This is a genomic window from Mesorhizobium sp. B2-3-13 (assembly GCF_006442195.1).
In the GTDB taxonomy this organism is placed as follows: Bacteria; Pseudomonadota; Alphaproteobacteria; order Rhizobiales; family Rhizobiaceae; genus Mesorhizobium; species Mesorhizobium salmacidum.
This window is the reverse complement of the sequence record NZ_VFVQ01000008.1, coordinates 126,235-140,118: the sequence shown is the minus strand read 5'-3', so window position 1 is coordinate 140,118 and position 13,884 is coordinate 126,235. Positions and strand designations below refer to the sequence as shown.

The 13,884-nt window shown below is 62.7% G+C and carries 15 protein-coding genes; 2 read left to right on the top strand and 13 right to left on the bottom strand.

The window, feature by feature from the left end:
• Positions 1 to 10: 10 nt before the first annotated feature.
• From FJ941_RS12040 to FJ941_RS12005, 8 genes are all read right to left on the bottom strand, one after another.
• Positions 11 to 463 carry a MaoC/PaaZ C-terminal domain-containing protein gene (locus FJ941_RS12040; protein WP_140505753.1) on the bottom strand — a complete coding sequence of 151 codons (453 nt, stop codon included), beginning with the start codon at positions 461 to 463 and terminating at the stop codon, positions 11 to 13.
• Positions 464 to 471: 8 nt separating this feature from the next.
• Entirely contained in the window at positions 472 to 1,548 is a 1,077-nt protein-coding gene (locus FJ941_RS12035; protein WP_140505752.1) for a Gfo/Idh/MocA family oxidoreductase, read from the bottom strand.
• Positions 1,541 to 1,870, bottom strand: coding sequence for an L-rhamnose mutarotase (locus FJ941_RS12030; protein WP_027145216.1), 330 nt, complete (start codon positions 1,868 to 1,870; stop codon positions 1,541 to 1,543). Before FJ941_RS12030 ends, FJ941_RS12035 begins: the two co-directional genes overlap by 8 nt.
• Positions 1,871 to 1,880: 10 nt before the next feature.
• Positions 1,881 to 2,993 (bottom strand): mandelate racemase/muconate lactonizing enzyme family protein, encoded by a 1,113-nt coding sequence (locus tag FJ941_RS12025; protein WP_140505750.1) that lies wholly within the window; start codon positions 2,991 to 2,993, stop codon positions 1,881 to 1,883.
• 5 nt (positions 2,994 to 2,998) lie between these two features.
• Entirely contained in the window at positions 2,999 to 4,096 is a 1,098-nt protein-coding gene (gene ugpC, locus FJ941_RS12020; RefSeq protein ID WP_140505748.1) for a sn-glycerol-3-phosphate ABC transporter ATP-binding protein UgpC, read from the bottom strand.
• A 4-nt stretch (positions 4,097 to 4,100) separates the two neighbouring features.
• Positions 4,101 to 4,967: a carbohydrate ABC transporter permease gene (locus FJ941_RS12015; protein ID WP_140505746.1), complete on the bottom strand. Its 867-nt coding sequence runs from the start codon at positions 4,965 to 4,967 to the stop codon at positions 4,101 to 4,103.
• A 2-nt stretch (positions 4,968 to 4,969) separates the two neighbouring features.
• A complete protein-coding gene (locus FJ941_RS12010; protein WP_140505744.1) occupies positions 4,970 to 5,866 on the bottom strand; it encodes a sugar ABC transporter permease in 897 nt (298 codons plus the stop codon).
• 123 nt (positions 5,867 to 5,989) lie between these two features.
• The gene (locus FJ941_RS12005; RefSeq protein ID WP_140505742.1) at positions 5,990 to 7,309 is read right to left on the bottom strand and encodes a sugar ABC transporter substrate-binding protein; all 1,320 of its coding nucleotides are present in this window, start codon (positions 7,307 to 7,309) and stop codon (positions 5,990 to 5,992) included.
• Between the two features lie 168 nt (positions 7,310 to 7,477).
• On the opposite strand from FJ941_RS12005, the gene FJ941_RS12000 reads away from it, so the two are divergent.
• Together FJ941_RS12000 and FJ941_RS11995 are read left to right on the top strand one after the other, a co-directional pair.
• Positions 7,478 to 8,263 (top strand): IclR family transcriptional regulator, encoded by a 786-nt coding sequence (locus FJ941_RS12000; protein ID WP_140505741.1) that lies wholly within the window; start codon positions 7,478 to 7,480, stop codon positions 8,261 to 8,263.
• 65 nt (positions 8,264 to 8,328) lie between these two features.
• Positions 8,329 to 9,168 carry an amidohydrolase gene (locus tag FJ941_RS11995; protein WP_140505739.1) on the top strand — a complete coding sequence of 280 codons (840 nt, stop codon included), beginning with the start codon at positions 8,329 to 8,331 and terminating at the stop codon, positions 9,166 to 9,168.
• Between the two features lie 12 nt (positions 9,169 to 9,180).
• Here FJ941_RS11995 and FJ941_RS11990 read toward each other — a convergent pair whose 3' ends face one another.
• From FJ941_RS11990 to FJ941_RS11970, 5 genes are all read right to left on the bottom strand, one after another.
• Positions 9,181 to 10,302, bottom strand: coding sequence for an extracellular solute-binding protein (locus FJ941_RS11990; RefSeq protein WP_140505904.1), 1,122 nt, complete (start codon positions 10,300 to 10,302; stop codon positions 9,181 to 9,183).
• A 14-nt stretch (positions 10,303 to 10,316) separates the two neighbouring features.
• A complete protein-coding gene (locus FJ941_RS11985; protein ID WP_140505737.1) occupies positions 10,317 to 11,477 on the bottom strand; it encodes a CaiB/BaiF CoA-transferase family protein in 1,161 nt (386 codons plus the stop codon).
• A 2-nt stretch (positions 11,478 to 11,479) separates the two neighbouring features.
• Positions 11,480 to 12,031, bottom strand: a complete 552-nt coding sequence (locus FJ941_RS11980; protein ID WP_140505735.1) for a MaoC family dehydratase — start codon at positions 12,029 to 12,031, stop codon at positions 11,480 to 11,482.
• 356 nt (positions 12,032 to 12,387) lie between these two features.
• Complete coding sequence (locus FJ941_RS11975) at positions 12,388 to 13,380, bottom strand: Tim44 domain-containing protein (protein WP_140505733.1); 993 nt, start codon at positions 13,378 to 13,380, stop codon at positions 12,388 to 12,390.
• 75 nt (positions 13,381 to 13,455) lie between these two features.
• A complete protein-coding gene (locus tag FJ941_RS11970) occupies positions 13,456 to 13,755 on the bottom strand; it encodes a zf-TFIIB domain-containing protein (RefSeq protein ID WP_027145106.1) in 300 nt (99 codons plus the stop codon).
• Positions 13,756 to 13,884: the final 129 nt, after the last annotated feature.

Below are 13,884 nucleotides of genomic sequence, written 5' to 3'. Positions count from 1 at the left end.
ACGCTGTTTTTCAGCTCTGCACCGGCTTGCGTTCGACGATGTAGATGTGGTCGGCCGCCAGCACCACCTCGCCACGCTGGTTGATTACCTCGCAGCGCTCGATCACCCGCCCCGAGGTGGGCCGCTTGGGGTCGTCCTCCTTGGCCGCGATGGTGGTGCGCGTGCGGATCGTGTCGCCGATGAACACCGGCTTGATGAAGCGCAGCCGGTCATAGCCATAGGAAAAGGCGACAGGGTTGATCACGTTCGCCGTCAGCCCGATGCCGACCGACAACACCAGCGTGCCATGCGCGATGCGCTGGCCGAACGGCGTCGTCTTCATGAACTCGGCGTCCATGTGGTGCGGGAAGAAATCGCCGGTGTGTCCGGCATGGACGATGAAGTCGGTCTCGGTGATCGTGCGGCCGCTGGTCAGCCGCGTCGAGCCGATCTCGTAGTCTTCGAAATAGGTGATCTGTTCCATGTCCTGCCTTACGGCTTTTCGGCCAGCGGCGTCGCCGGCGCCTCGCTCGATTTATAGGCGGCTTCCACCAGCGCCATGGTGGTCCAGGCGTCTTCGACCGAACTGACCAGCTTGTCGTCCTCTCCGCAAGCAAAGCGCTGGACATTGGCCATGCGCCCGACAAAGGCGTCGGGAAACCATTCGCCGGCCAAAGGCACGGCTATCCAATCGGTCCCGCCTTTCGGATAGATCTCCAGAATGTCCGGTTCGCCACGGGGATAGTCGAGGTTGAGGCCGAGCTTGAGATAAGCGGCACCTTCCGTGCCGCAGATGCGGAACTCGCAGGCCTGGTGCCGGCGCCCGAACTTGTGGTCGTGATTGATCGACAGCGCGCAACGCACCGTGTCGCCATAGTCGAGAATGGCGCTGGTGCGCGTCTGCGCCACCTTGTGGTTGGGATGGCCGAGTGTCTTGGCGTGGACGCCCCTGGGGTCGCCGAGCAATTGCCGGATCAGATCGAGATAATGGATCGAATGCATGGCGATCTCGACGCGCGGCGCCTTGAGCAGGAATTCCCACAATTGCCACGGCGTCGCCAGCGCCAGCCAGGCGTCGAAGTCGACGACCTCGCCGAGCCAGCCCTTGGCGATCGCGTCCTTCAGCGCCAGCATCATCGGCGCGAAGCGCAACTGGAAATTCACGGCCGCTTTGAGGTTCTTGGCGCGACATATCTCGAGGATTTCGGTTGCCTCGCCGAGATAGTTGCCCATCGGCTTCTGGATCAGCGCGAACGCACCGTCGGGCAGGACCTTCAGGATCTCGGCGTGCCGCCCCGGTGGCGTTGCCAGATCGAAGATCGCGTCCTTCACTTCAGCGGCCTCTTCCACCGAGCGGAACGCCGTCACGCTCCATCTATCGGCCAGGGCCTGCGCCTTGGCCTGGTCCGGATCGTAGAGGCCTGCGATCGGAAATTCCGCCTTCCGGTAGGCCGGAAAATGCGCGTCGCCGACGATAGATCCGGCACCGAAGGTGACGATCGGTCGGGGTTTTGAGGGTTTTGGCCAGGACTGGATGAGCGAGGCGGGGTCGAAACCGGCCTCAGTCATGGTGGAAGACTTCGTCCATCGAAGCCCACCACTCACCTTCCTTGCGGGTTGCAAGCGGCTCTTGGCAGGGCACGCAGACGGACCACCATTCCTGCGTCTTCGGGTCGGCCGCCATCTTGGCCATATCGGCCGCGTAGTCGGTGCCGTGATATTCGTAATAGGAAAACAACAGGTTCTCCGGCCGCTTCAGGTAGATCGAATAATTCTTGATGTTGCAGGCCGAGATCATGGTCAGCACATCCGGCCAGACGGCGGCATGGAGGCGGACATATTCCTCGACCTTTTCCGGCTTCAGCCCCAGAACCATTCCCATCCGCTGCATGTTCGTTCCCCTATTTCGTGATCGCCGTGGTGAATTCGGCGATGCTCATGGCCTCGACCGCGTCCCAGTCCCAATCGATGCCGATACCGGGCTCGTCGGGCGCCAGCGCATGCCCATCCTCGATGCGCATGTGCCTGCCGGTCAACTGGTCGAGTTGCGGAATGTACTCGACATACCTGCCGTTCTGAACAGCACAGGTCAGGCTGACATGCAATTCCATCAGGAAATGCGGGCAAACCGGAATGTCGAAGGCCTCCGCCGCATGGGCGATCTTGAGCCAGGGGGTGATGCCGCCGATGCGGCCGACATCGACCTGCACGACCGAGCAGGCGCCTTTCTGCATGTATTCGCGGAAGTGGCGCATGGAATAGAGCGATTCGCCAACCGCGATCGGCGTCGGCGTCGAGCTCGACAACCTGATATGTCCGTCGATGTCGTCGGCCGGCAGCGGCTCCTCGATCCATGCGAGATCGAGCTCGCGCAACCTCGCCGCACGCCGGATCGCCTCGTCCACCGAGAAGCCCTGATTGGCGTCGGTCATGATCTCGTAGCCGTCGCCGACCGCCTTTCGCACCGCCGACAGGCGCGCGAGATCCTCAGACCCATGCGGCCTGCCGATCTTCACCTTCGAGCCGCGAAATCCCTTCGCCTTGGCGGCCAGCGCATCGTCGACCAGCGCCTGCGTATCGATATGCAGCCAGCCGCCTTCGGTCGTGTAGAGCGGGCAGCGGTCCTTGGCGCCGCCGGCGAGCTTCCACAGCGGCAGGTTCTGTTTCTTCGCCCTGAGGTCCCATAGTGCGGTGTCAATCGCCGCGATGGCGATCGCGGTGATCGCACCGATCGTGGTGGCGTGGGTGGCGAATTCGAGATCGTGCCAGATCGCCTCGATCATATCAGGATCGCGCCCGATCAGGCGCGGCACCAGGTGGTCGGACAAGAGCCGCATCACCGACGAACCGCCGGTGCCGATCGTGTAGCTGTAACCGGTGCCGACCGCGCCGTCGGAATCGGTGAGCGTCACGATAGGCGTTTCCTGGCTGACGAAGCTCTGGATGGCGTCTGTGCGCTTGACCTTTGGCACAAGGTCCACCATCCGCAGCTCGATTTTCTCGATCCTTGCCATGTCGGTCAGCTCCGCAATGTCTTTCCGGTCTCGGTGGCAAACAGATGCGCCTGCGACAGGTCGAGGCTCATGGCGACGCGCTCGCCGGATCGCAGCGGGCGGGGGTTCAGCATGCGCGAGACCCAATCGCTGCCGTTGAACTCGACGAACACCAGCGTCTCGTTGCCGAGCGGTTCGGTGACGGTGATCGGCAATTCGATCTGGTGCACGTCGGCGGAACTTCCCGAACTGATGCCATGGCCGGTCGGGTAGATGTCGTCGGGTCGCAGCCCGAACACGACCTTGTCGCCGATGGCGACATTGGCCTTGAACTGGCTGGGCAGCGGCAGCTTGGCGCCGCTGGCGAAAGCCAGCTGGCCGTCGTCTATCGTGGCCTCATGCAGGTTCATAGGCGGCGAGCCGATGAAGCCGGCGACGAAGCGTGTCGCCGGGCGCCGGAAAACCTCGTCTGGTGTGCCGACCTGTTCGATGTAGCCGTCGCGCATGATGACGATGCGGTCGGCAAGTGTCATCGCCTCGACCTGGTCGTGGGTGACGTAGACCACCGTCGATTGGACCTTGGCATGCAGCTTCTTGATCTCGGTGCGCATCTGCGTGCGAAGCTTGGCATCGAGATTGGAAAGCGGCTCGTCGAACAGGAAGACATCGGGGTCGCGCACGATGGCGCGGCCCATGGCGACGCGCTGGCGTTGCCCGCCGGAGAGTTGCGACGGGCGGCGGTCGAGCAAAGTATCGAGCCCGAGGATGGCTGAAGCCTCGGCGACACGGCGGTCCATATCCTCCTTGGCGGCACCGGCGATCTTCAGGGAGAAGCCGAGATTTTCGCGCACCGTCATATGCGGGTAGAGTGCATAGGACTGGAACACCATCGAGATGTTGCGCGAGCGTGGCGGCAGGTCGTTGACGACGCGCCCGCCGATCTCGATCGAGCCGGCGCTGATCTCTTCCAGCCCGGCGATCATGCGCAGCGTCGTCGATTTGCCGCAGCCTGACGGGCCGACCAGCGCGATGAATTCGCGGTCGGTGATGTCGAGGTCGATGCCATGCACGATCTGGATATTGCCGTAGCGCTTGGTCAGCTTTTTGAGGGAAACCGTTGCCATTGGATCAGCCTTTCACCGCGCCGGAGGTCAGGCCGCCGACAAGGTGTTTCTGGACGATGAAAGTGAGGGTGAGCGCCGGGATGATCATCACAACGGCGAGCGCGCACATGCCGCGCCAGTCGATGGTGAACTCGGCCGTGTAGTCGAGCAGGCCGACCGGCAGCGTCTTGGCGCTCACCGAGCGGGTCAATTGGGAAGCCAGCGCGAACTCGTTCCAGCAGGTCAGGAAGGCGAAGATCGCCGCCGACCCAATGCCCGGTCCGGCGAGTGGGAATTCCACCTGCCAGAAGGCCTGCCAGCGCGTGCAGCCGTCGATCTGCGCTGCTTCCGCGAGGTCCTTCGGCACCTGGCGGAAGAAGCCGTCGATCAGCCAGATGGTGAACGGCACGTTGAGTGCGACATAGGCGAGGATCAGCCCGAAATGCGTGTCGATGATGCCGAGCCGCACATAGAGGAAGAACAGTGGCAGCGACAGCGCGATGCCCGGCACCGTGCGCGTCAGCATCAGGCCGAGGAAGACGCTCGACTTGCCGCGGAAGCGGTAGCGCGCGAAGGCATAGCCACCGGCCATGCCGATGGCGACCGCGATAACCGTCGAGGTCACCGAGATGATCAGCGAGTTGCGGAAATACTCGATGACCGGAATGCCGCCCTTGCCGATGCCTGAGAACATCGCGACATAGGCATCGAACGAAATGTCCTGCGGGATCCATACAGGCGGCTTCGCCATGATCTCGACCGTCGGTCGCAGCGACGACAGAACGATCCAGAGGCCGGGCAGGCAGATCGTCAGCATCGCCAGAAACAGGCCGATCCGATAGACGATATCAAGCAGTCGGCGCTTGAGGCGGGCGGAAGAATTCTCGTCCATCTTCACCACTCGGCACCGGTCTGCGTGCGCGCCGCGGCGAGCTTGTTGAAGAAGTAGACTGTGAAGGCGATCGACAGCAGGATCGAGAAATAGGCCATCGCGTTGGCCATTCCCATGCGTCCGTCGCTATAGGCGGTGCGCGCCACCAGCGTCCAAAGCAGTTCGGTGCGGCCGGCCGGCCCGCCATCGGTCATGATCTTGACGATGTCATAGGCGCGCGCCACGTCGAGCGAGCGGATGGTCATGGCGATGTAGGCGAAGGGCATGACGAACGGCCACGTCACATAGCGGAATGTCTGCCACGGCGTGCAGCCATCGACGCGAGCCGCCTCGATCGGTTCCTTGGGCATGGCGAGCAGCCCGGCCAGGATCAGGATGGCGAAGATCGCCGTCGACGACCAGATCTCGGCGACTGAAATTGCGACGAAGGCGAGATGGCCTTCGATCAGCCACGGGATGGCGTCGCTGGTGATGCCGAGCGACTGCAGCGCGTTGTTCACCAGACCGATATTATCGTTGAACATGAACTTGAACTGGAAGCCGACGAGGATCGGCGAGAACATCATCGGAAACATCATCAGCGTGCGCAGGATGCGCTGGCCGCGTGTCGCCTTCTCGACCAGCATGGCGAGGCCGAGGCCAAGCAGCATTTCAAGATTGAGCGCGATCGTCAGCAGCAGAACCGTGCGCCCGAACGCCCACCAGAAATCGATATTGGCCAGGATCGAAAGATAGTTCCGCAAGCCGATGAAGACGAAAAACGTCTCGGGCTTGGTCAGCCGGAAGGGCGTGAAGCTGGAATAGAGCGAGAGAAGCAACGGCACCACCACGACCGCCGCCAGCACGATGAACGCCGGAAGCAGCAGCAGGAATGGTGCGGATGGCTTGAAGCCCTTCATCGGGGTCCTTTGGTATCTGGCATGCAATTTTGGGCCGGGGCCTGACCGGTGAATGGACAGCACCGGCAAGACGCGATCGCCTCCCCCAATTCACAGTGGGGGAGGCGGTCTTGAGAACAATGCTTAGAGTTTGCCGGCGTCCTGCAGGATCTGCGTCGCCTTGGCGGCGGCTTCATCCAGTGCCTGCTTGGAGGTCTTGTCGCCGAGGATAGCGGCCTGCAACTCGGGATAGACGGCGTTCGAGATCTCGATCCACTCAGGCGTCTGCGGCACGGCAAAGGCGTGCTTGGCTTCTTCCTGGAAAGCCGACAGAACCTCCTTCTTGTAAGGATCGTTCGCGGCCTGCTGCAGGTCCCAGTCCCAGACCGCGGTGCGCGTCGGCAGCGGGCCGGCCGCGGCCTCGAGCTTCTGGCTGTCCTCATTGGTCAGCCACCATACGAGCGACGCGGCTGCCTCCTTGTTCGGGCAATTCTCGGTCACGGAGAAACCATGGAAGCCCGACCAGCCGGTGCGTACGCCAGCGGAGCCCTTCGGCGCGACCTTGACGCCGACATTGCCGGCGACCTTCGACGACTTCGGATCGTTGAAGAATCCGGCCCAGCCCGGCCAGTCCAGATTGATGGCGACGGTGCCCGAAGCAAAGCCCTGGCCGAGATCGTCCCAGAGGTAGTTGGTGGTTCCGGCCGGCACGGCCTTGGCCTTGTAAAGGTTGACGAACCAGTCGAGCGCCCGGATGCCGGCCTCGGAATTGAAGACCGGCTTGCCGTCCTTGTCGAGATATTCGCCGCCCTCGGCGACCACCATTTCATAGAAGCGGCCGTTGATCGCCTCTTCCTTGCCGGCGAACTGGGTGCCGTAGAAATTGGGCGGGTTGGCGAAGAACTCGGCCTGGTCGGTGACTTCCTTCCAGGTGTCCGGCGGCACCAGGTCGTAGCCGTATTTGGCCTTGAACTTGGTCTTGTTGTCGGCGTTTTCGTACAGGCTCTTCTGGTAGTAGAGCGCCGAAACGTCGAACTGCGCACGCGGCAGCATTTCCAGCTTGCCGTCGATGGTTGCCGCCTTGATGGTCGACGGCACGAAGCCGTCGATCTCCGACTTCGGCAGGAGCTTGCTGAGATCGGTGTAGAGGCCGGTGTACTGCGGCGCGAAGGAGGAATGGTTCCAGCCGACGCACCAGTTGGTGCTGCCCGAAGCGATGTCGGACTTGAGCTCCTTGTCGATATCGAAGCCGTTCTTCTTGGTCAGGATATTGACCTTGGCGCCGGTCGCCTTCTCCCACTCCGGGATGCGCTCGTAGAGCTTTTCATATTGCTGGCCGCCGATCAGCTTTACGTCGACGGTCACGCCTTCGAACTTGCCGGGCAGGTCGCCGGCAAGGGCAGCACCCGCGCCAAATGCGAGTGCCAATGCGCCGGCGGACACGCCGGAAAGCAGTCTGTTCATTGATATCCTCCCTTGGTGCGCCTCAGCGGCGACCGCAACTCGTCTGATGACAAGAAGTCCTACATTCATATACAAACAAAACATTCATGAATACGTCAAGGCGAAATTTGTTTCCGCCAGCCACGTTCCTGCGTATATGAAGAGCTGAATTCACTGGAGGGACGAGCCATGGAAGACAGCGAAGACGAGCGCTACCGCGCGCCGGCGCTCGACAAGGGGCTCGACATCCTCGAACTGCTGGCTGGCGTCGATGGCGGCCTGACGCAGGCGGAAATCGCCAAGAAACTCGACCGCAGCCCCAATGAATTTTATCGCATGCTGGACCGGCTGGTGCGGCGTGGCTACGTCACGCGACTGGACGGCGACCGCTATTCGCTGACGCTCAAGCTGTTTGGCCTGGCACAATTGCACGCGCCGGTGCGGCGGCTGGTTTCCTATGCGACGCCGCTGATGCGCGAGTTGGCCGAGACCTCGCAGCAAGCCAACCAACTCGTTGTTTTTGATCGCGGTTCCGCTGTCGTGATCGGCCAGCAGGAGGCGCCGAACTACTGGGGGATTTCGATCCGTGTCGGCTCCCACATTAGCCTGTTCGATACCGGTTCAGGCCACGTCCTGCTCGCCTTCCGTTCGCCGGAAGAGCGGCAGATGATGATCTCGGAGCATGTCCGTAGCACCGACAAGACCGCGCAGCCGGCCGAGTTCTTCGCCCGTCTCGACCAGATTCGCGACCGCGGCTACGAGATGATGGCTTCCATGCAGACCGCAGGCGTCTTCAACCTCTCCGCCCCGGTGCGCGGTTCCGACGGCAAGGCCATCGCGGCGCTGTCGATCCCCTACATCACCGTGGTCAACGCGCCGTCCGCGCCCGATATCACCCGGACCATCGAGTTGTTGCTGGCAACCTGCGAAAAGCTGTCGCACCTAGCCGGGTCGGCCGTCGGTTCATCGGCATGAATTCTTATTTGAATGAAGAATTCCCCCGTGAGATGATCTGAGAAAGCCAGCGGAGGAGCATCGCCATGATCATCGACACCCATTTGCATCTCATCGATCGCTCGGTGCTGCGCTATCCCTGGCTTGCCGGCGAGCCGGCACTGAACCGCGATTTCTCCTATGAAGAATACGCCACGGAGGCCCAGCGTGTCGGCGTCGGCTGCGTGCTGCATATGGAGGTGGATGTCGACCCGGCTGACATCGAGGCGGAAACCACCCGTGTCGAGGGCCTGTCGCGGCAAGCAGGCAGCATGCTCGCCGGGGCGATTGCATCTTGCCGTCCCGAGGAGGCGGATTTCCCTGCCTATCTTGAACGCCAGCGGGCAAATCCCTTCGTCAAAGGCTTTCGCCGTGTCCTCCACGTCGTGCCGGACGATATTTCGGAAGGGGCATTGTTCCGTGACAACATTAAGCGGCTTGGCGGCACCGGCCTGACCTTCGACCTCGTCGTACTGCCGCATCAGGTCCCCAAGGCGATGGCGCTCGCCGATCTGGCTCCCGATGTCCAGTTCGTGCTCGACCATTGCGGTGTCCCCGACATCAAGGGCAACGCTGAGCATCCCTGGCGTGAACACATGAGCGAGATCGCGCGGCGTCCGAACGTCATGGCCAAGGTCTCCGGGGTGGTCGCCTATGCGGACTCCGGCAGTTGGACGGTCGAGACACTCCGGCCTTACGTCGAACACACCATCAATTCATTCGGCTGGGACCGTGTTGTCTGGGGCAGCGACTGGCCGGTCTGTACGCTTGGTGGTGGTCTCTCGACCTGGGTGGCGGCGACACATGCGCTGCTTGCCGGCTGCAGCGTCTCGGAACGTGACAAGCTTTTGTCGGGTAACGCCCGCAAGCAGTGGCGGTTGAAGTAACGATCCAGTCCCTCAGGTGGCCGCCTGGATACTGGCCCGGAACAGGCTGATGAGATCGGCGACGACCTGGCCGGCCGGGTCGCCGGAGGTCAGACCGGAATTGATGCGGTCGGACGCCGCCTGCTGGAACGCCATGTAGCCGTCATGGCGCGGCCGCATCCAGGCGTCCTCCAGCGTCGCGCGCGTGTCCCGATAGAAGTTAGCGGTCGCTTCATTGACCGTCTGGTCTTCCCAGGCAGCCGCATGGCCCGGCTGGCCGCCGGCGGCGGCATAGATGCCGCGCTGGACATCGCCGCTGGCGATCCAGTAGGCGAAGTCGATCGCGGCGTCCTTCGCCTTGGAAAAGGCCGAGACCGCAATGCCTGTGCCGCCGAGCGCCGAGCCGATCGGGCCTTTGGAACCAATGACCGGGATATCGGCAAAGGCCAGCCTGTTCGCGCGAAAACCCGACGCCGCATAAGAGACATAGCCATAGATCAGCGGCGCACAGACAATGCGGGAGCCGGCCTCGGCCATGCGCTCCGAAACGGCGATCGGGTCCATGTCGAAGCAGGTGGGGTCGACCAGCGCCGCGATCTCTCGCATCCTATCGAAGACTTCGCAGCCCATCTCGACGTCGATAAGATCGCCAGACGGATCGGTCGCGCAGGGATGCCCGAGATTGCCGGCCAGCGTGTAGAATGTCATCAGGCAATGCGGTGGCCGCAGTGGCAGCAACACGCCGCCCTGCCGGGCGACAGCGAGCATCTCGCTCCACGTCGCTGCCGGCGCATCGAGCGCGTCCGGCCGCCAGGCCTGCACCTGCGCCGCCGCGTCGATCGGAAACGCCCATTGCCGGCCCTGCCAGGTGTAACTCGGATAGGATTGGCCGACGCTGCCCGAGGCAAGCGCGGCGCGCTGCGCCTCGCGGCCGGTGACGTCGAGAGGCTCAAGACAGCGCTCCGCCGTGATCTGGCCGACATGCGGATGGTCGATGACGATCAAATCATAGGCGCGCGCCAACTCCTCGACCGGATAGGATTCGAAATCCTGCAGCGAACGCTTGTCCCACTCGATCGGAACGCCGGTCTTCTGCTCCCACAGAGATGAACACGCGATCATCGGATCATACCCGCGCGGGTGGCTCCAGGTCATGCCCTTGAGCGTGCTCACAGTCCGAATTCCTCGCGGATTTTCGTACTGTGCTCGCCGATGCGCGGCGCCGCGCGGTCAACCTTGGCTCTGATCCCATCAACCCTGAGCGGTGAACTGGTGGTCAGGATCGAGACGTCATCCTCACGCGTCACCGTCTGCAGCATGTCGAGCGACTGGAAACCCTGGCTTGCCAGCATCTCCGGCCAGTTCAACACCTTGGCGCACCAGATGTCGGCCGGCTCCAGGATTTCGAGCCATTCGTCGATGGTCTTGGTGGCGATCCTCCGGGCGATGATCGCCTTGATATCGTCGCGCGCGGTGAACCAGGATGCCGGCTTGTCGCAATAGGGGGCCAACTCGCTGAGCGACAAGAGTTCGGCGAGCTTGGGGATAGGCGTCATGGCGATGGCGAGATATCCGTCCTTGGCCGGATAGACGCCATAAGGCGCGGAGAGATAGGCATGCGCGCTGCGGAAACTTGAGCGCCTGGGCAGGCGACGACCGTCATTGAGATGCGTGGTCAGCACCTCGAACTGGAAGTCGACCAGCGCTTCCAAAAGGCTGGTCTCTATATGGCTTCCCTGACCGGTGATGCCGCGCCGCACCAGTGCTGCCAGGATGCCTTGCGCGCAGGCCGCACCCGCCAGCATGTCGCCGATGGCGAGCCCGAACGGCACCGGCCCCTGGTCTTCGTCGCCATTCAACCACATCACGCCGGAACGCGATTGCGCCAGAAGATCCTGGCCCGGGCGCTTCACCCACGGACCCTCCTCGCCATAGCCGCTGATCGAGGCATAGACCAGGCGCGGGTTGATCTGGCGGACGGCCTCGTAGTCAAGGCCAAGGCGTTCGATGACGCCGGGCCGGAAATTCTGGATCAGCACATCGGCCTTGGCCAGCAGCCCGCGCAATACCTTGAGGTCCGCCTCCTTCTTCAAATCGATGGCGAGGCTTTCCTTGGCCCGGTTGATGGCATGGAAGATCGTCGAATCGCCGCCGATCTCGGTGTCGCTGAGATAGAGCCGGCGCGACAGATCGCCTCCGTCAGGACGCTCGACCTTGATGACGCGGGCGCCGAGATCGAGCAGCCTGAGCGAGCAGTACGGCCCGGACAGGAATTGGCTCATGTCGACGACGACGAGGCCGGCCAGCGGCAATTCGGCTGCTGCCAGCATCTCTATTTCTCCGTCTTGCCGACGAAATCGGCAGGGTTGCGGTACTTCACCGTCTGCAGATGCTCGCAATAGAGCACCAGCTCGCCTTCGCCCTTGAACACCTCATAGCTGGCGCGGATCAGCCCCATCTCCTTGTAGCGGGGCTTCTTGTCGAGGTTGGAACGGATCGAATAGATGGTGTCGCCGATGAAGACGGGCTTTATGAAGCGGAGCTTGTCATAGCCGTAGGAGAAGGCGTTGACGCAGTTGGTGGCGACCAGCCCCAGCCCAGCCGAGAAGACGAAGGCGCCGGCGATCAGCCTCTTGCCGAAAATGCCCTCGCTCTCGGCAAACATCTGGTCCTGCACGTAAGGGTGGATGTCGAGCACCAGCGTGTTGAAGAGATGGCTGTCGCCTTCCGCCATGGTGCGTCGCAACGAACGGATTCTCTGGCCAACCGGCCAGTCCTCGTAGAACCAGTTCTCGGCGTTCCACACCGGCAGGGCGGCATGATCGGCAGGCATATTCTTGGGGTACGTCGAGGCAACACCGACGGTGGGTGCGAAATCATTCATGGCTCAATCCACCGGTCTCGCAAGAGCGCCCAGGTGATCATTCGAGCACGCATCGAAGCGCCTGATTGCACGATGTCTCCTCCCCGCCAATCTTCTTTTATAAATACTATTTTCACATATGAGGCTATGTTGCAAGCGAGGACAGGCGAAATTTCGGCTGGTTTTGCGCGCGGAAGCGCGGGCAGGGCAGGAGCAAATCATGCGCGGTGCCTGGAATGGCCTGTCTGGTGTTTGTCGGCAGCCCGAACCGGGAGACGCCTTATTTTCACGGCGCCGGCGGTGCTGTCTCCGCCATCGAGATCAGCACGCCGATGTGCGTCAAGATCGTGGCTTGATCGCCAATGAACTCGCCAGGCTCAAGCCTCCTGTATCGCCGAGAGCTTCCAGTTCGAGCCGTTCTGACGCGTGAACGTCCACAACTCGGTCGTCTCGGTGGGGTGGCCCTCGTCGCCCTCGACGACCTTGCCGCTCGCCCGTTCGCGCACCACGTCGCGCGACTCATAACGCAATGCGGCGGTGGCGTAGTCGCGGTCATCCTCGCGCCAGCTTTCCGCGATGTCGGCTTGCAGCAGGGTGACATCGGACACTTCGTTTCTGAGACCTTTCTGGGCATTGTCGGCCAGTTCTTCCGACAGATAGGACACCATCTCGGGGGTCACCGACCGGCGCAATGCGGCATGGTCCTCGCGGCCGAATGCTTCCTGGACCTCGGTCAACAACTGCTGGAAGGCGTCGAGGTCGGTCTGGGCCAGCGTAATCTCCTCGGACCGGGTGGCCTCATAGCCTCCGCCCGAACCGCCGCCAAAGCCGGGAATGGTGAAGGAGCCTGCGGTTCCCGTCTCCTGCTGTGCCGTTGCGCGGTTCTCAAGCCGCGAAGCCTGGGCATTGTCCATGCCGGCGAGCGCGGGCGCGGGGCCACGCGCGGACTGCGACCGGAAGAACCTGATGGCCAGCATGATCGCGCCACCGATGAGCAGGGCCTGGAGCAGGAATCCGAACATGCCGGCGAGGCCGCCGAAACCTTGGCCCACGAGCAGTCCGATCAGGCCGCCGAGCAGCAGGCCGCGCATCATCATTCCGCCGAAGCCGCTCATGAAGCCGGGTCTCTGCGGGCCGGCCTGCGGCTGCCGGGCTGCATTGTTCACGCCGGCATTGGGTGTCATCGAACGCTCGACCGGCGCGGTCGGCGCCGGCGCGGTCCTGGTCGGCGGTGCCGATTGGAAGGTGCGCGCGCCACGACTGCCGAAGCTGCCGCCGCGCCGCGCCTCGGCATGATCGATCGCGACCATCGAGAAGGCGAGGAACAGGCCGGCAAAGAGGATAGCGAATCGGCTTGTGCGGGAAATCATCTGATAGAACCTTATCGATGTCGTTTCGGAAAATTTCAGCAAGGCGCTGGCCCCGGGTCGCGGGCGTCATAAGGGTCAGTCGAACAGCTCTTCGAAGAATGACTTCTTTCGCTTCGGATAGCGTTGGCCATGCGAGCGGGAATAGTCGTCATCGCGGTCCCGGCTGTGTTGCGGCTGGGCAAATGGCGCGGGCTGCGCTTGCGGCGCGGGCGACGCATCCCTGCCGGAACGTTCGATGATCTTGTCGAGTTCGCCACGATCAAGCCAGACGCCGCGGCACTGCGGACAGTAGTCGATCTCGATCCCCTGGCGTTCGCTCATCACGAGGGCGACGCGGCAGGAGGGGCAGACCATACCGAGGAGAGATGATGTCATCAGGGGCTCCTAACCAGAAAGGAATGAGCCCGCTCGACCGAAAGGAATGAAAACGGGCCCGTTGAAGCGGTCCGACATCACGGTCGCCAGAAGCGACAGTCAGAGGGGCCCGGCCCGCATTCGGGATTT